General features: G+C 44.6%; 22 protein-coding genes. 13 read left to right on the top strand and 9 right to left on the bottom strand.

Features of this window, described 5'->3' with window-relative positions:
- The first annotated feature begins 23 nt into the window (after positions 1 to 23).
- The 7 genes from prfA to ybaK all read left to right on the top strand — a co-directional run bounded on the left by prfA (position 24) and on the right by ybaK (position 6,774).
- Positions 24 to 1,112 carry a peptide chain release factor 1 gene (gene prfA, locus H2O73_RS06740; RefSeq protein WP_182107837.1) on the top strand — a complete coding sequence of 363 codons (1,089 nt, stop codon included), beginning with the start codon at positions 24 to 26 and terminating at the stop codon, positions 1,110 to 1,112.
- A 4-nt stretch (positions 1,113 to 1,116) separates the two neighbouring features.
- Entirely contained in the window at positions 1,117 to 1,977 is an 861-nt protein-coding gene (prmC, locus tag H2O73_RS06735; RefSeq protein WP_182107836.1) for a peptide chain release factor N(5)-glutamine methyltransferase, read from the top strand.
- A gap of 12 nt (positions 1,978 to 1,989) precedes the next feature.
- Positions 1,990 to 2,370 carry a SirB2 family protein gene (locus H2O73_RS06730; RefSeq protein WP_182107835.1) on the top strand — a complete coding sequence of 127 codons (381 nt, stop codon included), beginning with the start codon at positions 1,990 to 1,992 and terminating at the stop codon, positions 2,368 to 2,370.
- Between the two features lie 14 nt (positions 2,371 to 2,384).
- On the top strand, positions 2,385 to 3,194 hold the full coding sequence (locus H2O73_RS06725; RefSeq protein ID WP_182107834.1) for a SirB1 family protein: 810 nt from the start codon (positions 2,385 to 2,387) through the stop codon (positions 3,192 to 3,194).
- A gap of 45 nt (positions 3,195 to 3,239) precedes the next feature.
- Complete coding sequence (kdsA, locus tag H2O73_RS06720) at positions 3,240 to 4,091, top strand: 3-deoxy-8-phosphooctulonate synthase (RefSeq protein WP_182107897.1); 852 nt, start codon at positions 3,240 to 3,242, stop codon at positions 4,089 to 4,091.
- 381 nt (positions 4,092 to 4,472) lie between these two features.
- The gene (ushA, locus tag H2O73_RS06715; RefSeq protein ID WP_182107833.1) at positions 4,473 to 6,134 is read left to right on the top strand and encodes a bifunctional UDP-sugar hydrolase/5'-nucleotidase UshA; all 1,662 of its coding nucleotides are present in this window, start codon (positions 4,473 to 4,475) and stop codon (positions 6,132 to 6,134) included.
- Positions 6,135 to 6,297: 163 nt separating this feature from the next.
- On the top strand, positions 6,298 to 6,774 hold the full coding sequence (gene ybaK / locus H2O73_RS06710; protein ID WP_182107832.1) for a Cys-tRNA(Pro) deacylase: 477 nt from the start codon (positions 6,298 to 6,300) through the stop codon (positions 6,772 to 6,774).
- An 81-nt stretch (positions 6,775 to 6,855) separates the two neighbouring features.
- Here the strand turns inward: ybaK and H2O73_RS06705 are convergent, their stop codons facing one another.
- Positions 6,856 to 8,091 carry a uracil-xanthine permease family protein gene (locus H2O73_RS06705; RefSeq protein ID WP_182107830.1) on the bottom strand — a complete coding sequence of 412 codons (1,236 nt, stop codon included), beginning with the start codon at positions 8,089 to 8,091 and terminating at the stop codon, positions 6,856 to 6,858.
- A gap of 370 nt (positions 8,092 to 8,461) precedes the next feature.
- On the opposite strand from H2O73_RS06705, the gene H2O73_RS06700 reads away from it, so the two are divergent.
- Positions 8,462 to 9,691 (top strand): DUF2066 domain-containing protein, encoded by a 1,230-nt coding sequence (locus tag H2O73_RS06700; protein ID WP_182107828.1) that lies wholly within the window; start codon positions 8,462 to 8,464, stop codon positions 9,689 to 9,691.
- Positions 9,692 to 9,760: 69 nt separating this feature from the next.
- Here the strand turns inward: H2O73_RS06700 and H2O73_RS06695 are convergent, their stop codons facing one another.
- The 4 genes from H2O73_RS06695 to bepA are packed head-to-tail and all read right to left on the bottom strand — an operon-like array spanning position 9,761 to position 12,608.
- Positions 9,761 to 10,210: a DUF2069 domain-containing protein gene (locus H2O73_RS06695; RefSeq protein WP_182107826.1), complete on the bottom strand. Its 450-nt coding sequence runs from the start codon at positions 10,208 to 10,210 to the stop codon at positions 9,761 to 9,763.
- A gap of 2 nt (positions 10,211 to 10,212) precedes the next feature.
- Positions 10,213 to 10,788 (bottom strand): NAD(P)H:quinone oxidoreductase, encoded by a 576-nt coding sequence (gene wrbA, locus H2O73_RS06690; protein WP_182107824.1) that lies wholly within the window; start codon positions 10,786 to 10,788, stop codon positions 10,213 to 10,215.
- Positions 10,785 to 11,129 (bottom strand): arsenate reductase (glutaredoxin), encoded by a 345-nt coding sequence (gene arsC / locus H2O73_RS06685; protein ID WP_182107822.1) that lies wholly within the window; start codon positions 11,127 to 11,129, stop codon positions 10,785 to 10,787. Before arsC ends, wrbA begins: the two co-directional genes overlap by 4 nt.
- A 21-nt stretch (positions 11,130 to 11,150) precedes the next feature.
- On the bottom strand, positions 11,151 to 12,608 hold the full coding sequence (gene bepA, locus H2O73_RS06680) for a beta-barrel assembly-enhancing protease (protein WP_182107895.1): 1,458 nt from the start codon (positions 12,606 to 12,608) through the stop codon (positions 11,151 to 11,153).
- 244 nt (positions 12,609 to 12,852) lie between these two features.
- On the opposite strand from bepA, the gene H2O73_RS06675 reads away from it, so the two are divergent.
- From H2O73_RS06675 to H2O73_RS06665, 3 genes are all read left to right on the top strand, one after another.
- Positions 12,853 to 13,104 (top strand): sulfurtransferase TusA family protein, encoded by a 252-nt coding sequence (locus H2O73_RS06675; protein WP_182107820.1) that lies wholly within the window; start codon positions 12,853 to 12,855, stop codon positions 13,102 to 13,104.
- Positions 13,076 to 14,149 carry an AI-2E family transporter gene (locus H2O73_RS06670; protein WP_182107818.1) on the top strand — a complete coding sequence of 358 codons (1,074 nt, stop codon included), beginning with the start codon at positions 13,076 to 13,078 and terminating at the stop codon, positions 14,147 to 14,149. Before H2O73_RS06675 ends, H2O73_RS06670 begins: the two co-directional genes overlap by 29 nt.
- A gap of 185 nt (positions 14,150 to 14,334) precedes the next feature.
- Positions 14,335 to 16,206 (top strand): methyl-accepting chemotaxis protein, encoded by a 1,872-nt coding sequence (locus H2O73_RS06665; RefSeq protein WP_182107816.1) that lies wholly within the window; start codon positions 14,335 to 14,337, stop codon positions 16,204 to 16,206.
- A 77-nt stretch (positions 16,207 to 16,283) separates the two neighbouring features.
- Here the strand turns inward: H2O73_RS06665 and bcp are convergent, their stop codons facing one another.
- Both bcp and H2O73_RS06655 read right to left on the bottom strand, forming a co-directional pair.
- Entirely contained in the window at positions 16,284 to 16,751 is a 468-nt protein-coding gene (gene bcp / locus H2O73_RS06660) for a thioredoxin-dependent thiol peroxidase (RefSeq protein ID WP_182107814.1), read from the bottom strand.
- Between the two features lie 10 nt (positions 16,752 to 16,761).
- Positions 16,762 to 17,304: a glycine cleavage system transcriptional repressor gene (locus tag H2O73_RS06655; protein ID WP_182107812.1), complete on the bottom strand. Its 543-nt coding sequence runs from the start codon at positions 17,302 to 17,304 to the stop codon at positions 16,762 to 16,764.
- A gap of 414 nt (positions 17,305 to 17,718) precedes the next feature.
- Between H2O73_RS06655 and dapA the strand changes: the two genes are divergently transcribed.
- A complete protein-coding gene (dapA, locus tag H2O73_RS06650; protein WP_182107810.1) occupies positions 17,719 to 18,597 on the top strand; it encodes a 4-hydroxy-tetrahydrodipicolinate synthase in 879 nt (292 codons plus the stop codon).
- A gap of 53 nt (positions 18,598 to 18,650) precedes the next feature.
- A complete protein-coding gene (bamC, locus tag H2O73_RS06645; protein WP_182107808.1) occupies positions 18,651 to 19,673 on the top strand; it encodes an outer membrane protein assembly factor BamC in 1,023 nt (340 codons plus the stop codon).
- A gap of 89 nt (positions 19,674 to 19,762) precedes the next feature.
- Here bamC and H2O73_RS06640 read toward each other — a convergent pair whose 3' ends face one another.
- Together H2O73_RS06640 and rnt are read right to left on the bottom strand one after the other, a co-directional pair.
- The gene (locus H2O73_RS06640) at positions 19,763 to 21,085 is read right to left on the bottom strand and encodes a Na+/H+ antiporter family protein (protein ID WP_182107806.1); all 1,323 of its coding nucleotides are present in this window, start codon (positions 21,083 to 21,085) and stop codon (positions 19,763 to 19,765) included.
- 26 nt (positions 21,086 to 21,111) lie between these two features.
- Positions 21,112 to 21,774, bottom strand: a complete 663-nt coding sequence (gene rnt / locus H2O73_RS06635; protein ID WP_182107804.1) for a ribonuclease T — start codon at positions 21,772 to 21,774, stop codon at positions 21,112 to 21,114.
- Positions 21,775 to 21,832: the final 58 nt, after the last annotated feature.

The raw sequence follows: 21,832 nt of genomic DNA, 5'->3' as shown, positions 1-21,832 counted from the left end.
CTAGAACCCTGAGTTAATAAAATATGAAAGCCTCAATTCTAACTAAGCTAGAAACGCTAGTAGAACGTTATGAAGAAGTTCAACACCTACTTGGTGATCCTGGAGTGATTGGCGATCAGGATAAATTCCGCGCATTGTCAAAAGAGTATTCTCAACTCGAAGAAGTCACTAAGTGCTTCCAAGCTTATCAGCAAGCACAAGATGATCTTGAAGCTGCAGAAGAGATGGCAAAAGAAGATGACGCAGAAATGCGTGAAATGGCTCAGGAAGAAATTAAAGAAGCAAAAGCAGCGATCGAACGTTTGAACGATGAACTGCAAATTTTGCTACTGCCAAAAGATCCAAACGATGACCGCAACTGTTTCCTAGAGATTCGTGCCGGTGCGGGTGGTGATGAAGCGGGTATCTTTGCGGGTAACTTATTCCGTATGTACTCAAAATTTGCTGAGAAGAAAGGCTGGCGCATCGAGGTGATGAGCTGTAACGAATCTGAGCAAGGCGGTTACAAAGAGATGATCGCGAAAGTGAGCGGTGATGGTGCTTACGGCGTTCTGAAATTCGAATCAGGCGGTCACCGTGTTCAACGTGTACCAGAAACTGAATCGCAAGGTCGTGTACATACATCAGCGTGTACCGTTGCTGTCATGGCTGAAATCCCAGAAGCGGATCTACCAGAAATCAAAGCGGCAGATCTGAAAATTGATACTTTCCGTGCGTCAGGCGCGGGTGGTCAGCACGTTAACACCACAGATTCAGCAATCCGTATTACTCACTTACCAACAGGTACAGTGGTAGAGTGTCAAGACGAGCGTTCACAGCATAAAAACAAAGCGAAAGCGATGCAGGTACTGGCTGCGCGTATCGTACAGGCTGAGCAAGCTCGTCGTGCGGCAGAAGTGTCAGACACTCGTCGTAACTTGCTAGGTTCGGGTGACCGTAGTGACCGTATTCGTACTTACAACTACCCACAAGGTCGTGTTTCTGATCACCGTATCAACCTGACTATTTACCGTCTAAACGAAGTGATGGAAGGTGACTTGGCGAGTTTGATTGATCCTGTGATCCAAGAGTACCAAGCGGATCAGCTTGCCGCTCTAGCAGAGAGCAACTAATTAAATGTCGGCTGCAAACAGTGTTGAGAACACACTAAAGCGAGCCACACAGCAACTTCAAGAGAACGGCAGCGATTCGCCGTCTCTTGATGCTGCGGTATTACTCTGTCACGCCTTAGATAAACCCCGCTCATTTTTAATGACATGGCCTGAAAAAGAACTGTCTCCGCTCGAATTAGCGCCGTTTGAGTCTTTACTTACTCGTCGTTTAACCGGTGAGCCAGTGGCTTATATCGTTGGCGAGCGTGAGTTTTGGTCTTTGCCATTAAAAGTGTCACCAACCACTTTGATTCCACGCCCAGATACAGAGCGATTGGTAGAGTTAGCCTTGGACAAAGCACTTGCGACGCAAGGTGATATTCTTGATCTTGGCACGGGGACAGGGGCGATAGCACTCGCGTTAGCGTCTGAATTGCCAACTCGCAATGTCATGGGTATTGATTTGATGCCTGACGCTCAGCAGTTAGCGACAACCAATGCAACCAACTTAGAGATTCGTAATGCGATTTTCTTAGCGGGAAGCTGGTTTGAGCCTCTTGAGAGCAGTAAGCAATTTGCTGTGATTGTCTCTAATCCTCCTTATATTGAAGAGAATGACCCGCACTTAGCTCAAGGTGATGTACGCTTTGAACCTCTAAGTGCCTTGGTTGCGGCAGGCAATGGTTTAGCCGATATTCGTCATATTGCCGACAAGGCGCGCCACCACTTGTTAGACAACGGTTGGCTGCTGTTTGAACATGGTTATGACCAAGGTTTAGCGGTTCGTAATATTTTCAATGAGTTGGGTTACCAAGAGATAGACACATTCCAAGATTATGGGCACAACGATAGAGTGACATTAGGTCGCTATGTGAAAACACAATAAGAGAGCAGATTGATGTACGAAGGACTGAAACATTTTCACTTACTCACTATTGCCCTAAGCGCAACGTTACTATCAGTACGTTTTGCATTGCTACTGGCGAATTCGTCACTACGTGAGAAAAAATTTCTTAAAGTATTTCCACACGTCAATGACACTTGTTTATTGGTGACAGGTGTTATCTTATCGATAATCACCGGTTATATTCCGTTCACTGAAGCAGCACCATGGCTAACAACCAAAATTACCTGTGTACTGGCCTACATTGCATTGGGTTTCTTTGCGCTGAAATTGGCAAAAAATACGCTGTTACGCATTTTTGCCTTCCTGGGTGCGTTGGGTTGGTTGATGATGGCGGGTAAAATTGCCATAACCAAAACCCCATTTTTGTTCTAAATTGGTAATTTCGAATGCAAAAATTGTTTGATGAAGACTTTGATGCGCTGGAGTTAGCGGAAGGTGCGTTAGTGCTCAATCAGGCGATTGATCCTGAAACTCAAGCGGATTGGGCACGGGCAGAGATGCAGCGCCTGCTGAAAGAAGCTGAGTTAGCTTTAGTCAATGAACATCACGAGCAGCAGCGCTTTGAGGCGTTTTTACGACTCTTTTACCAAGAGTGGGGCTTTCAGGGTGATAAAGACGCGTATTTTGACTCAGCTAATGCGTTTGTTGATAAAGTCTTAGAGCGTCGCAAAGGGATTCCTGTGAGCTTAGGTTCACTGCTGCTCTATTTTGGTAAGCAGCTTGGTTTTCCTGTTGAGGGCGTCACATTTCCGACTCAGTTTGTCGTGATGGTTCGATGGCCTGAGCACCCAGTGCAATATGTGAACCCTTTTAATGGTGAATACGTCTCGGAACATACGCTGCGCGCATGGCTTGTTGGGCAAAAAGGTCCTTTTGCTAAACTGAAACCAAATTACTTAAAAGTCGCGGATCACCCAACGGTGATAGGGCGCTGGCTTGCATTGATCAAAAGTGCATTGCTGCGTGAAGAGCGTTACGCACTCGCGTTGCGTTGTTCTGATTTAGCATTGTCCTTCGCGCCAGATGACCCGTATGAAATTCGAGATCGCGGCTTTATCTATCAGCAACTAGACTGTCATCAGATAGCTTCATCTGATTATCAGTACTTTATTGATCAGTGTCCGGAAGATCCGGCTGCAGAGTTACTTAAAAATCAAGTTCGTGCCATGAGTCAAACTCAGGTGACGTTACACTAAGTCCAGTAACACACTGGCTTACTAGGTTGAAAAAGAGAGAAAATGATGGAACAGAAAATCGTTCATGTTGGTGATATTCCTGTTGCTAACGACAAACCGTTTACCTTATTTGCTGGTATGAACGTACTAGAGTCTCGCGATCTTGCGATGCAAATCTGTGAGCATTACGTAAAGATAACTGACAAGCTTGGTATTCCTTACGTATTCAAAGCCTCTTTTGATAAAGCAAACCGCAGCTCTGTTCATTCATACCGCGGTCCAGGTCTTGAAGAAGGTATGAAAATCTTCCAAGAGCTAAAAGATACGTTCGGCGTGAAAATCATCACAGACGTTCATACCGAAGCACAAGCGCAGCCAGTAGCTGATGTTGTTGATGTGATTCAGCTTCCTGCATTCTTAGCGCGTCAAACTGACCTGGTTGAAGCAATGGCAAAAACGGGTGCAGTGATCAACGTTAAGAAACCTCAATTCATGAGCCCTGGTCAAGTGGGTAACATCGTCGATAAATTTGCTGAGTGTGGCAACGAAAACATCATTCTATGTGAACGTGGTTCATGTATGGGCTACGATAATCTAGTGGTTGATATGCTTGGTTTTGGCGTAATGAAGAAAGCGTCTAACGGCAGCCCAATCATTTTTGATGTTACTCACTCACTACAAATGCGTGACCCATCAGGCGCGGCATCCGGTGGTCGTCGTGAGCAAACGGTTGAGCTAGCAAAAGCGGGTTTAGCGACGGGTATTGCGGGTCTGTTTATTGAAGCGCACCCAAACCCAGATCAAGCTCGTTGTGATGGTCCATCGGCATTGCCGCTAGACAAATTAGAGCCTTTCCTAAAACAGATGAAAGATCTCGATGATTTGATCAAAAGCTTCGCGAATATCGATATCCGTTAGTCGAAATACGCTTATCCTATCTAAATTAAAAGCTGCCATGGGCAGCTTTTTTCGTTTTTAGCCTCATTTAATGCTCGGCTTTACGTTCTTGCCATCATTAATTTTTATGCTGAGGTTAAAGTTAGGTAATCAGTTAAACGTTTGCTTGTGATCGTTTTTTCAATCAAATGTAAGTCCCCACTTTTGTTGCACTTTTTCTAGAAAATTATAGTGATCAATGTTGCATAAACATGAAAACTGAATGTTCAGCAAGAATGGTTACTTTAAACTGTGTCAAGTTTTGCTACCCCAAATTATATCCGTGTAGATGAATATGCTCGCTACACTAAGCCAAAAAGGTAGCAAATGGCAGTGGATCCCAATTAGTTCAAAGGTATGACTATGACGCAACGCCTGATTGTAAAAACAGCACTAAGTGCAGCGATTCTTGCAACGCTAGCTGGCTGTGCAACAGCTCCTCAACAAGAGTGGGAAGCAGACAAAACGTATAAATTGACTGTTCTACACACCAATGACAACCACGGTCGTTTTTGGGAGAACAAATATGGCGAGTACGGCATGGCCGCTCGTAAAACGTTGATTGACGAGCTACGCGCAGATATTAAAGCTGATGGTGGTAGTGTATTGCTACTGTCTGGTGGCGATATCAATACAGGTGTTCCAGAGTCTGACCTGCAAGATGCAGAGCCTGATTTTAAAGGTATGAACAAAATTGGTTACGATGCAATGGCACTTGGTAACCATGAGTTTGATAACCCGTTAGAAGTACTTTTCAAGCAGGAAGAGTGGGCAAACTTCCCAATGCTTTCAGCAAACATCTACGATAAAAAGACTGGCGAACGTATGTTCCAAGCTTATCAGATGTTTAACAAGCAAGGCATCAAGATTGCGGTTATTGGTTTAACGACTGAAGATACGCAGAAAATTGGTAACCCAGAATACATCGGTGGTATTGAGTTCCGTGATCCTAAAGCGGAAGCGAAAAAACTGATTGCTGAGCTTAAAGAAACTGAGAAACCAGACCTAATTTTCGCAGTAACCCACATGGGTCACTACGAGAATGGAGATCGCGGTATTAATGCACCGGGTGATGTAGCATTGGCGCGTTACCTAGATGAAGGCTCGCTAGACATGATCGTTGGTGGTCACTCGCAAGAACCAGTATGTATGGAAGCACCAAACGTGGTGAAGAAAAACTTCCAACCATCTGATGAGTGTAAGCCAGACATGCAAAATGGTACTTACATCGTGCAAGCGCACGAATGGGGTAAATATGTTGGTCGTGCAGATTATGAATTCCGCAACGGCGAACTAGAGATGGTGAGCTACGATCTAATCCCAGTTAACTTGAAGAAGAAAATCAAAGTTAACGGTGAGAAAAAGCGTGTTTTCATTGAAGATGAAATCGCACAAGATGCAGAGCTACTTGAGTTCCTACGTCCATACCAAGAGCAAGGTCAAGACAAGCTAAACGTTAAAATTGCTGAAACAAATGGCAAGCTAGAAGGCGATCGTAATGTGGTTCGCTTTGAGCAAACTAACCTAGGTCGTCTAATTGCCGCTTCTCATATGGAACGTGCAAAGGCAGACTTTGCGGTAATGAACTCTGGTGGCGTACGTGACTCGATCGAAGCGGGTGATGTGACTTACAAAGATGTACTGACTGTTCAGCCATTCGGCAACATTGTGACTTACATTGATATGTCAGGTAAGGAAGTACTGGATTACTTGAATGTTGTTGGTACTAAACCAGTTGATTCAGGTGCGTACGTACAGTTCTATGGTGTTTCAATGACTGTCGCTGACGGTAAAGTGTCTGACGTGAAACTGGACGGCAAAGCGATTGATCTTGAAAAAACTTACCGCTTTACAGTGCCAAGCTATAACGCAGCAGGTGGTGACGGTTACCCGAAAGTGTCTGATCACCCTGGTTACGTAAATACAGGTTTTGTTGATGCTGAAGTTCTAAAAGAATTCTTAGAAGCGAATAGCCCTGTAGACGTAAATAAATTCGCGCCTAAAGGCGAGATTGTTTACAAATAGTTCGTTTACAAACACTGACTATTGACTGTTTTTAACAGATCGCATTAACTAAAGCGGCGCCAATTGGCGCCGTTTTTTGTTTTTAGACACTCATCACTATAAGTTATTGCGCTAAGTCTTAAAAAGTTGCAGTGGTTTATCCTGATTGGTGATAGGAAATTTTATGACACCCGCAATCAATACCGCGAAAAAGAAAAAAGTGGTTCATACCATTCATCAATACCACCACGATCCTCGTGCAGAGAGCTATGGATTAGAAGCGGCAGAAGCGTTGGGGCATGACCCTCAACAAGTGTTTAAGACGTTGCTGTTTTGCCTCAATGGTGAGCCGAAGAACCTCGCAGTGGCTGTTCTGCCAGTGGAGCATAAGCTTAACCTTAAGCTCGCCGCTAAGGCTGCAAATGCCAAAAAGGCTGAAATGGCCAACCCTGATATTGCGCAGAAAACCACAGGTTATGTGGTAGGTGGCATTAGCCCGCTAGGACAAAAGAAGGCACTGCCAACGTTTATTCACTGCAGCGCACAAAATCTGGCAACCATGATGGTCAGTGCTGGTCGTCGTGGTCTTGAAATTGAATTAGCTCCGCAAGACCTTGCGATGCTGACAAGAGGGGAGTTTGTTGAACTCTGTCTTGATTAAATCAGCAGACAATGTCCATTAAAAAAGGGTTGGCATCGCCAACCCTTTGTCATTTTTGTGCTTTGTCCAGAGACGGGTTAATTAGTCACGGATTTGTGCATTATCAACCACGTGGTTTTCACCCAAATCTTTAGGCAAGATTAGGTTTAGAACGATCGCCACAATACCACATAAGCTGATGCCTTGTAGGTTGAAGTCGCCAATACCAAACGCCATGCCGCCGATACCGAATACCAGAGTGATCGCCACAATCACTAAGTTGCGTGACTTATGCAGATCAACATTGTTTTTGATTAGCGTATTCAAACCAACGGTTGCGATTGAACCGAACAGTAGAATCATAATGCCGCCCATCACTGGCATTGGGATAGTTTGTAACAGAGCGCCAAGCTTACCAACGAGCGCAAGTACGATAGCGGTAATTGCTGTCCAAGTCATGATCACTGGGTTGTATGCTTTAGTTAGCATCACAGCGCCAGTCACTTCAGAGTATGTTGTGTTAGGCGGTGCACCAACCATTGATGCCGCGATAGTCGCCAGTCCGTCACCTGCAATGGTACGGTGTAGACCCGGTTTCTTCAGGTAGTCTTTACCCGTTACATTTGAAATCGCTAACATGTCACCTACGTGCTCAACTGCAGGCGCAATGGCAACAGGAATCATAAATAGAATAGCGTTGATGTTGAATTCCGGCATGACGAATGCTGGTAGTGCAAACCATGCAGCTTGATGTACCGGTGTAAAATCAACAATGCCATAGAATAGGCTTAGCGAGTAACCAACAATAATACCGCCTAGAATTGGCATCAGTTTTAAGAAACCACGGGTAAACACGCTGATAAAGACAGTCGTAATGAGTGACGCAGAAGAGATCACTAGGGCTGCGTTGGCATCAATCACTTGTACACCGTTTGCTTTACCTAGCGCCATGCTGACAGCCGTTGGTGCAAGACCAAGACCGATCACCATAATAACCGGACCAACAACGACTGGAGGTAATAGTTTGTGTACGATTCCAACACCACGCAGTTTAATCAAACCACCAAGAGCCACATAAACTAAACCAGCTACCATTAAGCCGCCCATAGTGGCAGGGATTCCCCAAGTTTGAACACCGTAAAGAATTGGAGCAATGAAGGCAAAAGAAGAAGCGAGGAAGATAGGAACAGAACGACGGGTGATAATTTGGAAGATTAGAGTACCGATACCGGCACCAAATAGTGCAACACTAGGATCTAATCCCGTCAGAAGCGGAACCAGTACCAGAGCACCAAATGCGACGAATAGCATTTGCGCGCCTTGAATGGCATTTTTCATTGTTTTATTCCTTTGTGGTGACAAATAATCCAATTTCGCAGTATCTAGCTGGTTTATCAGCCAGACCCGGAGAAATGATGGCTCAAAATAAAAATTCGCGGGATTTTATCACCACTGCAAACGATTTCAATCCGAATTAGAACAATTGTTTAAATAATTGTGGTCGAGGTCTATATCAAAATTATCAATAATCAGTTAGTGGCCTCAAACTTGTTTGGAATAATTGTCGACGTCATGGGAAAAGTTTGAGATCGCTTGATCTCGCAATTGAGGTCAAAAGTTGGTCAGTTCGACTGCGCTTTTGTTGCTCAGATTTGATAAGTTGCTTATCATCTGCGATTAAATTGCTGTAACTGATTCTAGGAAAAATATGCGTTCTATTGTTTTATTCGCATTGGGTCTGATTGGCTTCCCTGCCTTAGCTCTAACTAATGTCGATCTTTACCAAACTCAGGTTGTGTTAGATCAGAGCGTAGATAAACCAGATGCGCAGGCGCGTATTGAAGGCATGGAACAAGTGATTGTTCGTGCATCCGGTATGCAAGACTCGGTAAGTAACCCAGTGGTACAAAAAGCGCTCAAGCAGAGTGCTCAATACATTGCTCAAATCAGCTATGGACAGCTAGACGATCAGCAAACCCTGAAGATGAAATTTAATGCCCCACAGATAAATGGGCTATTGAGCCAAGCTCAATTGCCAACGTGGCCGGCACAGCGTGCCAATATTCTGGTGTGGCTGGTGGAAGAAACACAGTCACAACGTGCAATTGCTTGGGAGCACACCAACTCGGCTGCGTTGAAGCAAATGAAGGTTCAGGCAACAGAACGAGGTCTACCTCTTACTATTCCTGTCGGCGATTTTGATGACGTGACGGGAATCAACATCTCTGATCTTTGGGGTGGTTTTGCCTTACCTGTTGGTCAAGCTAGCCAACGTTATCCAGCCGATGCGGTGTTGGTTGTTCGTGCAAGCAATAACAACGTGCGTTGGACGCTCTACGATCAAGCACCAAAAACCATAGGTATCACACGCCAAGCGCCACTTTCTGGTAGCAATAATGGTGCAGATGCAGCGGATAAGATGATTAACCAAATCAGTGATTACTATGCGAAGCAAAGCAGTGTTGTGGTCGCGAGTGAATCATCGGAATCGGTGAAGGTTCGTTTTACTTCTTTGGATAACGCGGTCGACTTTTTTGTATTGGAGCGCAAGCTACAGCAATTAAATTCTGTTGCATCGCTGGATATCTTGAAAATCCAAGGTAATCAAGTCACGTTTTTGGTGCATCTGTTGGCAACGCCTTCTGAGTTTGAACAACAAGTTACTCGTATGCGTGAAGCAACCCCCATTGTAGTCGAAGTACAACCAACAATTGTCCCTGCTCAGCCTGAGCCATTAGCGCAAGCTGGTGACGTGAGTGATTTGACCGCTGAGCAAACACTGCCGCAAATCATCGAACAGGCTCCGGCTGTTGTTGCGCCAGAACCTATGCTGATGTTCGAATGGCAAGGTGGTAAATACGCCGCACCAACACCGACTGAACCAGTGAAAGAAGCACCAGCAGAAACGGATGTTCTAGAAACCGATATTGATGCTTAGTGCGCTCACAGATAACGAAAAGGTCTAGCAATGCTAGACCTTTTTCATTTTTACCGCTCAATCTAGGATTTATTTGTCAAACTTCGCTCTTTCTTTCTTCTCAACTTCTGACAGGCGGGTGAGTTTTAGCCCTAACTCTTTGCCGCGAGCGCGAGCATAAAGAATATTGCCAACAAACGCACCACTGGTTAGCAGTAGTTCCACCATTGCAAGCCAGCGCTCTCCACCATCGACGTACAATAGAGTTAACGCGTGTAGGAAATAGAGCATTAATACAAAGTTTGCCCAAGCATGAGTGTATGGTTTGCCAGCTAAGATGCCGGGTAGCGGTAGCAGTAAAGGGATACACCAAGCAATGGCTAAGGTGGTGCTGCTGATATGAGGATGAGGTGATAAAAAGATCTGCCATATCGCAACCCAAGTCAATAACGCCAAATTAGCGCACAGTGCCAATAAGCGAAATGCTTTGGTCATTGGCTTCATACCTTTGAGTAAACTATCTGGCTGGGTGTCGGACATAATCACTCCTTGACTAGTTTTAATGCGGTTGTCGCAAGACGCTTTCCAAGTTGTTTTGCTAATTCACTTTCGTCTTGGGAAAGCCCCTGCAGAGCGGAATCAGCTACATGGCTAGCACCATAGGGTGTGCCACCGGCTTTTGTTGTGTGTAGTTCTGGGATTGAATAGGGAATGCCCATGACCAACATTCCGTGGTGGAATAGAGGAAGTTGCATTGATTGCAAGGTGGTCTCTTGTCCGCCATGCATGCTTGAAGAGGAAGTAAATACACAAGCTGGCTTGTCAATCAAATCACCGGCAAGCCAGAGCGGGCTGGTTTGGTCCCACAAGTGTTTGAGTGGCGCGGCCATATTGCCAAACCACACAGGGCTCCCCATCGCTAAGCCATTACAACTCTTCAGTTCTTCCAGCGTTATTATAGGGTCGTGCAATTTAGCATCGCTTGGCGAAAAATCTTCAACCGTACGCAGTAGCGCTTCGCATTGAGGGACAGACTCTATCCCTCGTGCTATTTGACGGGCTAACGCTCTCGTTGCTCCATGACGGCTATAGTAGAGGACGATTAGCTTGCAGCTCATAGGATCTCAAGAACTTGCTCAGGTGGACGTCCATGTTTTGCTTTGCCATTGGCAACAACAATAGGGCGTTCAATCAGTTTTGGGTGTTCGGTCATTGCAACAAAAAGAGCGTCATCTGATGCTTGTGCAAGGTTGAGCTCTTTATAGATGTCTTCTTTGGTACGCATCATCTCACGCACTTCACTCAGTGCCAGTTGAGAGTAGAGCGTTTTGAGCTCTTCAACTGTAAGCGGCGTTTCAAGGTACTTCACCACTTCAGGTTGAACGTTATTCTCTTCGAGTAAAGCAAGAGTTTGTCGGCTTTTTGAGCAGCGAGGGTTGTGATAAATCACGACTGACATGTAAAAGTCTCCTATTTATTTTTATTGTAATGCCATGAAACGGTCACGTTGTACCATCAATTGGTCAATACGTGCGTCGTATCTGGCTTGTTCTAAACTACCTAACTCTGCCATTTGGCTGGCTTGAGAGTAATATTGTATGGCTTTATTCCAACCCGCCTTGAGTGCCAGAATTTCAGCACGAGCCGCGAGATCTTCTTGGCTATTACCTAGCTTAATATTCGCTTCCGAGAGTAAATGCCAACCGTTCACATCGTTGCCATTGTCATGAGTGTAACGTTGTAATACACGAATGGATTGAGCGTATTTTTCTTGTTTTAACAAGCTATTGGCATAGTTGATCATTAAAACAGGGTTGTTGGGCTCAGACTTCAATGCTTGCTCTAGCATAGTGATAGACTGCTCGGGTTTGTTTTGCGCCAGATAGAGATCGGACAGTGAATCAATATAAAAGCGATTATTGCGATCTTGTTTATGCAGTTGCTCAAGAATAGGCGCTGCTTTATCCAGCTGCTGATTGTCTAGATAGACTAGAGCACGACCGTATTGCAGAGCAGGCTTGATATCATTACTCGCTTTTGCTTCTTGTCGAGAAAACCAATCAATCGCGGCATCTGATTTAATGCCCGCATAGCGAGCAACAATTCTTGAACGTGCGAGATGATAGTCTAACGAGGCAGAAACTTGTTTCGTCGGGTAATTCTGTGCTCTGGCTCGGGTATCGGTAATACGATCTTGTGGCAATGGGTGAGTCAGTAACATAGGTGGTAAGTTCGTTGCGTAGCGGTATTCATCAGCTAAGCGACCAAAGAAGCGTGGCATTGCACTTACATCGAACCCCGCTTTGGACAATGTCGCGATTCCGAAGCGATCCGCTTCTTTTTCATTACTGCGGGTGTAGTTTATCTGCCCTTGAATATTACCAGCTGTGGTTGCTGTGATAGCTGCCATCCCCGCTTCGGGTGCGGCAATGGCCAATAGTAATGAGCCTGCCAATGCCGCCATTGTTACTGGAGAACGACGAGCTTGTTCTTCCATACTTCGAGCAAGGTGGCGTTGTGTTACGTGAGCAATTTCGTGGGCCAATACAGACGCGAGTTCGCTCTCTGATTGTGCATGCAAAAATAAGCCTGAATGAATCGCAACATAACCACCAAAAAATGCGAATGCATTAATGTTACGGTCACGAATCATGAAAAAGGTAAACGGCGTTTTGACATCATCGGCGTTGGCAACCAACTGATGCCCAAGAGTGTCAACATACTCACTCAACACAGGGTCAGTAATTATGGGTGCTCGATTTCTTAGCATACGCATATACGCATCGCCATATTGTAGCTCTTGATCGATAGTGAGAGTGCTACTGGCTGCAGTGCCGATATCAGGCAGATTGAGACTATTGGCCATTAAGGGCGCAGAGGGAATGCTTAGAGTCGTCGCAATACAAAGGGCAATAAGCGATCGCGTTTGTTTAAACATAGCTAGCAGGTTAGTTTCCTTTTGACTTGACGTATCTACTAAAGATCTTGTCATGTTAACGTCCAGTAGATGTATAGACACTTTATTGTCGACAGGGTTTCAAAGCAAATAAAGTTGTAGCATATCTGCACATTTATCTCGTAGAAGGCTTTTTATTTTTCCCTGCCGCGAGAGGGCGAGCAATTATAAGCAGTTAAGTATACAATGAGCGTCTCATACTGTTTATTCGGCTATCGTCAGTAAGATGAAAGAATTAGACTTGCGAGATCAGCGTTGCCCCTTGTCTTTGCTTCTAGCAAAGCGCCATACAATGGCGTTAGGGGAAGGAGAGCAAATCATTATTTTGGTGGCTGATCCTAGCTCCAAGTCAGATATTATCCGATTTCTTAGTCAGCATGCATTTGATGTTAAATGTGCAGAGCTTGGCAGTTTTTACTCATTGAACGTGACTAGAGGGAACGCCCTAGATGTTAGAAATGGTGAGTCGTTGGTATAAACGACGTTTTTCTGATCCACATGCTGTCAGCTTAGTAGCGATCTTGCTATTTGGCTTCATTACCATTTACTTCTTCGGTGATCTCATTGCACCTTTGTTAGTTGCGATTGTTTTGGCTTATTTACTTGAATGGCCAGTGTCAAAGCTTTCAAAGCTCGGTATTCCACGAACCTTATCAGTCATATTGGCGATTCTTACCTTCTTTAGTTTGGCGTTAATTGCTTTGTTTGGCTTGGTTCCAACGATATGGCAGCAAGTGGGTAATCTGATCAACGATATCCCCAATATGTACACTGGCTTGCAGAATGTGATTGCTGAATTACCGCAAAAATACCCTGAGCTGGCTAACTTCCAGATTGTTGAGTCATTAGTGACCAATGCGAAAAATCAAGTAATTAGCGTTGGTGAAAGTGTGGTTAAAGGGTCACTTGCTTCATTGGTGAGTCTTGCTACTTTAGCGGTTTACCTCATTTTGGTCCCACTGCTTGTGTTTTTCTTGCTCAAAGATAAAAAAGAGATGATCGCGATGGCAAGTGGTGTCTTACCTCGTAACCGAAAACTCGCAACCAAGGTATGGGAAGAGATGAATGAGCAAATCTCAAACTATATTCGCGGCAAGGTAATGGAGATTCTGATTGTCGGCGGGGTGAGTTACGTCACATTTGCCATTTTAGATCTGCGTTATTCGGTGCTACTAGCCGTTGCGGTAGGCTTCTCGGTTTTGATTCCCTATATCGGTGCGGCTGCGGTGACGGTTCCAGTGGCAATTGTGGGCTTATTTCAATGGGGCTTATCGCCTGATTTTTATTATCTACTGATTGCTTATGGCATCATTCAAGCGCTCGATGGCAACGTATTGGTACCCGTACTGTTTTCTGAAGCTGTAAACTTACACCCTGTCGCAATTATCGTGGCGGTATTGGTGTTTGGTGGCTTGTGGGGATTCTGGGGTGTCTTTTTTGCTATTCCGTTAGCGACCTTGGTTAAAGCGGTATGGAATGCCTTACCTGGACCGGAAGCTCAGGAAAATGAAACGGAAGCGTGATCACATATAGATAAATTACCCCAAAAAAAGCCAGCTATTATTGCTGGCTTTTTTACATTTAAAATCATTGATTTAGAAAATGTAATCGTCAACTTTAATTATTTAACTATTCAACCAACCTAAACTTTTTCGATTTACTGTCGATAAAATTGCTATTAGTTATTGGTGTTTATGTGAGGTATGTCGTGAGGTTTAGCCAAAAGATAGTTTTAGCTTCTTCAACGTTGCTGTTGGTTAGCATTATTTTGCTTTCTGTTCAGCAGTCTATGTTAGTAAAAAGTGAAGTGGAAGGACTGGTGAATTCTAGCTTGGAAGAGTTAGAGAAAGGGGTGAGCACAATTGTGAGTGCTGAACTCAACAATAAACGCGATTTAGCTAAATCGACATCTGAGCTAATCGAACTTGCTCCTTTTGATCATCAATATGTTTCTCAGGTTTTAGAGACTTCGGTGATTAAACAAGGTTTTATTACCGTCGGTTTAGGTTATGACCAAGATGGTTTTGTCATTGAGAACGATGACGTGTGGGAAGCTGACTCTAGCTATGATCCTCGTACGCGAGTTTGGTATAAGCAAGCGAAAAACCAAGGTAGCCTCGTTGTTACTGACCCTTATGTCGATGCCACTACCAATAAAGTGATTATTTCGATTGGAACACCAATCAAAGCTGATGGTCAATTTGTTGCTGGCATGTTCTACGATGTCGACCTGAAAGAGCTCGCAGATTTAGTTAATCAAGTTAATCTGCTGGACGCTGGCTACATGTTCATCTTGAGCGCAGACGGTTCAACTATTGCGCACCCTGATGGCAGCTTTAACGGCAAACAATTGGCAACTTACTTACCGGAAGTACAAATTCGAGAAGGTATTCAATCGTTTGAAAAAGATGGTACGCCATATTTAGTTCGATTCACCAAAGTAGCGTCTGAAGGTTGGTATATCGGTGCCGTTGTTGACGAATCCGTTGCGTTTGCCGCGATTTCTGAAATGCGCAACAGCTCAATGATTTACGCTGCAATTGCATTAGTTCTGAGTGTGCTTGGTCTTTCTTTATTGATTAAATTCCTAATGCGTCCGCTTAATGACTTAAACAATGCGATTCAGGATGTAGCCTCTGGTCAGGGTGATTTAACCAAACGTCTAGACACCAACACTGACACTGAGTTTGCAGAGTTGGCGCGAGGCTTCAACTCGTTCACAGAGAATCTGCAACAGCAAATTATTCAGTCCAAAGCGATCGGTTCAGACATTTTGGTTGGTACGGAACAATCTCATGTTAACGCACAAGATGCTTCAAAGGCTGTTGCTAGCCAATTAGAAGAGTTAGAGCAATTAGCAACGGCTATGCATGAAATGTCGGTAACGGCAACGGATGTTGCTAACAATGCCCAAGGTGCAGCGGAAGCGGTTAAAGAAGCTGAGCGCGTTACTGATGAAGGTTCGAAAGTTGTAAGCGATACAACCGAAGCGATGAGCCAGCTTTCTATGCGTGTTGACCAAGCTGTAGAAGAAGTGGCAGGGTTAGAGTCGGCGACAAATAACATCGAAACGATTTTAAAAGTAATCAATGATATTGCTGACCAAACCAATTTGCTTGCACTAAACGCAGCAATTGAAGCGGCGCGTGCGGGTGACTCAGGTCGCGGCTTTGCTGTTGTTGCCGATGAAGTACGTACTTTGGCTCAACGCACTCAACAGTCAACGACTGAAATTCGTGGCATGATTGAACAACTGCAATCAGGCGCTAGCTCTGTGTCATCAGCAATGAACGAGAGTAAATCAACGGCCGATATTGCAGTTGATAAAGCGCAGCAAGCGAATGACTCTTTACAAGCTATTCGCACTATCATTCAACGCATTACGGACATGAACTTGCAAATAGCTTCAGCGGCTGAAGAGCAAAGCTTGGTTGCGGAAGAGATCAATAGCAATACTGTACGCATTAAAGATCTGACTACGTTAGTGGCTGATGCAGCGCAACAATCCAGTGTGGCGATGGAGCATCAAACGCAAAGTGTTCGTCAGCAAGATGAACTACTCAATAAGTTTATTGTATAAGTTAACCTTGTAAGTGAATGGAAAACGCCAGCGATTATCGCTGGCGTTTTTGTCTGTAATATTGTTATCTAAATAGATTATTTTCCGTTTAGATAATTCAAGACGACTTCATGGTGATCTTTAGTTTTGAACTTATTAAACACATGTTCAATCATGCCATTTTCGTCAATCAAGAAGCTGATGCGGTGCAGTCCATCGTAGACTCGGCCCATAAATTTTTTCTCGCCCCATACACCAAATTGCTCGGCAACCGCATGGTCTTCATCTGACAGCAAAGTAAAGTTGAGATTGTCCCGCTCAATGAATTTTCCTAGGCGTTTTACCGGATCAATACTGACACCGAGAACGACGACATTATGTGCATCCAGCTCTGCTTTAGTATCACGTAAGCCTTGCGCTTGAACAGTGCAACCCGGAGTCATTGCTTTTGGGTAAAAGTAGAACAGTACCTTTTTGCCTGCAAAATCAGCCAAACTGATTTGATTGCCATCTTGGTCGAATAGAGAAAATGCTGGAGCTGGGGAGCCCGCAGTAAGCGTATTCATGATAATTCCTTTATTGACTGTTTTTTGTAAAATTCAATGAGCCTTTTACGTCGAGCTCTAGGCAAAGAGCGGTAAACTCTTCTTGCAGTTGCATCAAATTACATTCGGAATCCACCGAGGCGGTAAGAGCAAGATGAAATTGATCGTGCTCAGATTCGAGTTTTTCTTTATCAATGGTTTGAGCACTGAGTGATGACAGATCAATCGCTTTAGCCGCGAAAAACTGGGTGAATTTCTCGGTGAGACCGACTTTGTCATCAGACTCGATAAAGGCTTCTAAGGTGTAGGTGTTATCTTGATGCGCGTGTTTTGCAGTACGCTTCATCATGGTGATAAGGTTTTGCTCTTGTCCGAGCAGAGGCAAGGTTGTCTCTACACGGGTAATGGCCCCATTGCTGCCAGATAACAACATAATGAGCGTGAACTCACTACCGAACAGAGCTATGCGGCTATCAACAATATTACAACCAGATTGCGTGACTAGTCGCACGACTTGGTTGCATACACCAGGGCGGTCGCTACCAACCGCAGTAATTACCAGATGTTGAGTCATACTATCACTTCAAACTTTGTTTTGATTATTAATCAATTACTTTAGCATAGTTATTACGCGGAAAAATCATGATTGTGATCATTTTATTCACATTCGCTCGCGTTTGCTTAGGAAATACTCTGTGTCTCAGAATTAACGTGCTTGAACATGATTATGATAGCGCCAAATGGCGTTTTATTTGCTGAGTATCTGCGATTATTTTTAACAATTGATTCGGTGGGAAAAGGGTGTTGCTCTGTGGTGACTATTGATGATTAGTCGATGTACAATTTGACCTATGTCTTAATTCTGCTGCTTTGGTGAGTTTACAACGCAATATTCAAGTAAATCGATGAGTTAAGAGGCGTTAAGCGCTTGTCTTTTTTCATCACCATACAGTACCATGCAATCAGTATCAAAATATCGGAGAAGGACATGTTTTCAGGAAGTATCGTAGCGCTAATTACCCCATTTACTCAAGACGGCGAAGTAGATTACGTTAGCCTGAAGAAGCTCGTAGATTATCATTGTGCTGCTGGCAGTGACGGAATTGTTGCTGTTGGGACAACGGGTGAATGTCCGACTTTAACCATCGAAGAGCATGTCAAAGTTGTGCACAAGACAGTTGAGTTTGCAGAAGGTCGTATACCCGTTATCGCAGGCACAGGTGCGAATGCAACTCATGAGTGTGTGACGTTTAGTCGTCTACTGAATAATTCAGGTGTTGTGGGTTGCTTGAGTGTGACGCCATACTACAATAAACCGACGCAAGAAGGTCTTTACCAGCATTATAAAGCGATTGCGGCAGAGTGCGATTTGCCTCAGATCCTATACAACGTACCAGGTCGTACTGGTGTTGATCTACAACCTGAGACGGTTGGTCGCTTGGCTGAAATTGAAAACATCGTTGCACTTAAAGATGCAACCGGTGATCTCAGCAGAATTGCAAAACATCGTGAACTTTGTGGCAAAGATTTTATCTTACTAAGTGGTGATGATGCGACAGGTCTCGATTTCGTTCGTCTAGGTGGGCAAGGTGTTATCTCTGTGACAAATAATATTGCCGCAGAAGATATGGCGACCATGTTCCGCTTGGCAAAAGAAGGTCGATACGAAGAAGCGGAAATCATCAACCAACGCCTAATGTCTTTGCATAAAAATCTGTTTGTTGAATCAAGCCCTATCCCTGTGAAATGGGCAGCGCATAAGATGGGTTTGATTGAGTTCGGTGGTCTACGTTTACCGCTTACCGACCTTTCAGCATCGGCAGAGCCTATTGTTGCTCAAGCGATGAAAGATGCTAGCATCTACTAAATTTAAGGATTGCTGAAGCGTAAAGCTTCAGCATTTATTTATCAGGAGTTTCAATGAAGTTGTCACCCCAGCTAGTCGTTAGTTCACTAGCTGTTTTTGTGTTAAGTGCATGCTCCGGCAGTGCCGACCAGCGCCGCCAAGCGGATAATGATTTTGATTACCTGACCACTGCGCCTTTAGAGGAGTGGCATTCGCTTGAAGGTTCAGAACCTCGCGTCTACAACAACTACGTAATTCCTAAAGGTGATTTTACAGGTGGTGTTGGTAAGCAAGTCGATATTCGTCCGCCGCAACAAGTACTTGAGCTCATACCGGGCGCTCGCATTGAACGAGCGAATGGTGATGTGACTATCTGGCTACTAAAGCAGGAAGATGCTGATCGCGTCTGGAAAACCGCTCAAACCTTGTTAGCAGAACGTGATTTAAGTGCACGTGAGCAGTCAGATTCTCATATTGAAACTGAATGGACGACTTGGGTATCAGAAGATGAAGACACGCCACTCAGTGCGCGTTATGAATTAACGCGTTTTACTAGTAATGGTCGTCACGCTATTAAGTTAGCGCTGATTGATTGGCGTCAAGGTAGCCAAGAGTTACCAGTCACATTTACTAATAAAGAACGTTACAGTGCTTTGATGGCAAACTTGCTAACCGCACGATACGATCTTGATATACGCCAGGAAGCGGAACGCAAAGCCAGTGAGTTGATTAAACAGATCCCGATCTCTATGGGTACAGACCGTTCTGGTTTGCCAATTATCATTGCACGTTCACCATACGATGTATTGTGGGCTCGTTTACCGAAGATTCTACCAGCAATGGGCTTTAAAATTGAAGAGCGTAACCAATCGCAAGGTACGATTAAAGCGAAATACTTCGAACCGGATGACGAATTTTGGCAGGAAGTCGGAGTGAAGCCAATTGCACTTAAATCGGTCACTTATACTTTCCTATTTGGTGATCTAGGTAACCGTACTTCGATCAACGTAACGGACTCGACTGGTAAGCCAGTGGAACAAGAGTTGCTGAAAGATATGGTTCCAGTCTTGGCTGCGATGGCGGAAAAACATCAATAGCGAGATTGCTTGAGGTAATAAAAAAGCTGACATTGATGTCAGCTTTTTTTGTATCAGTCGTACTGAGAAAACAGTCGAGTAGTCAGTCTCTATAGAACCATTGCTGCAACCCAACCGAATGCAATAAGCGGTAGGTTGTAGTGGATAAAGGTAGGTACTACCGTTTCCCAAATGTGTTCATGCTGTCCGTCGGCATTCAAACCGGAGGTTGGTCCAAGCGTTGAGTCTGACGCTGGTGAGCCAGCATCACCCAATGCTGCCGCTGTTCCCACAAGAGCAATCGTTGCCATAGGTGAGAAACCAAATGCTGCTGCAAGTGGCACATAAATAGTGGCAATAATTGGAATGGTTGAGAATGAAGAACCAATACCCATGGTCACCAGAAGACCAACAACCAACATTAATAATGCGGCAAGTGGTTTATTGTCACCAATGCTGGTGGAGAGCGCTTGTACCAATGATTCCACACCACCGGTTTGCTTCATTACTGCCGCAAAACCAGCAGCTGAAATCATAATAAAACCAATCATAGCCATCATGTGAACGCCTTTGGTGAACACATCATGGGTCTCTTTCCAAGCAATAACACCGCCGCCAGTAAAGACCATAAAGCCCGCTAGTGCACCAATGATCATTGAGCCCGTCGTCAACTGAACCGCTAGCGCTGCAACAATACCAAGACCCGCGACCACAATATTTTTCTTATTGATTTCAGGAGTGACTTGGCTAGTTTTTGTATGGCTTGTTTCCGCGTACTCTCTAGGCTTACGGTAAGTGAAGAAAATAGCCGTCAGCAAACCAAATACCATACCTGCAGCAGGCAGTAGCATGGCGGTCGGTACTTGCCCAGCAACCACATCTAAGCCGTTGTCATGCAGGTTTTTAAGTAGAATATTGTTGAGGAAAATGCCACCAAATCCGATAGGTAGGATCATGTAAGGCGTGATCAAACCAAAAGTCAGTACGCATGCAACCATACGACGATCGAGTTTCAACTTCGCAAATACGCCTAGAAGAGGTGGAATTAGAATAGGAATAAAGGCGATATGGACTGGAATAACGTTTTGCGAAGACATTGTCACTAGCACTAGAGCAAACAGCATGCCATATTTTAAACCAGTGGTCGCCGCGTCGTTCTCTTTGCCGTTGAGACGTTTGATCACGTTATTGGCGAGTAGATCGGTAATGCCAGAGCGGGAGATCGCAACCGCAAAGGTTCCTAACATCGCGTAGCTTAAAGCGATGGTTGCACCACCACCAAGACCACTTTCAAATGCGGAGACCGCATCATTTAAGCTCATGCCAGATACCAAGCCACCAACAATAGCGCTAAATGTCAGTGCAACCACGACATTTACCCGCATTAGGGCAAGTATCAGCATGATACATACAGATATTACAACAGGATTCATAATCAACTCATTCGTTATGTTTGCGTTTATTTTTGTCCGTTTTCTACTTCATCGCTAACTAGTGGCCAACCACCAAGGGCTTTCCATTTGTTGACGATGCCGCAAAAGAGCTCTGCTGTTTTTTGTGTGTCATAGAGTGCAGAGTGGGCTTCTTTGTTATCAAATTCCATTCCGGCAACTCTACATGCTTTGGCTAAAACGGTTTGGCCGTAAGCAAGACCACTAAGTGCAGCGGTATCAAAAGTTGCGAAGGGATGGAAAGGGACACGTTTTAGCTTGCTGCGCTCACTGGCTGCCATCACAAAGTTGTGATCAAACGTTGCGTTGTGAGCCACAATGATGGCACGGCTACAATCTGCCGCTTTTTGCTCTTTTCGTACAAGCCTATAAATCTCTTTTAACGCTTCAGATTCCGCAATTGCGCCACGAAGTGGGCTAAAAGGGTCGCGAATGCCGTTAAATTCGAGCGCTTCCTTAACTAAGTTTGCCCCTTCAAAGGGCTCAATATGGAAATGAAGCGTTGATGCTGGATGGAGATCGCCATGCTCGTCCATCTTTAGCGTGACGGCACAAATCTCAAGAAGTGCATCTGTCTGGGCGTTGAAGCCCGCGGTTTCGACGTCAATCACTACCGGGAAATAACCGCGGAAGCGTTTTTTAAGCGTCAAAGCTTCATTTTCTATAGTCATATTGATTTAAATTTGTGTGACAAGGCTGGCATTATTGCAGATTCTAGATGCAATACCA

The organism is Vibrio marinisediminis (genome assembly GCF_014050145.1).
GTDB lineage: Bacteria > Pseudomonadota > Gammaproteobacteria > Enterobacterales > Vibrionaceae > Vibrio > Vibrio marinisediminis.
This window is presented reverse-complemented; position numbering and strand designations above follow the sequence as displayed.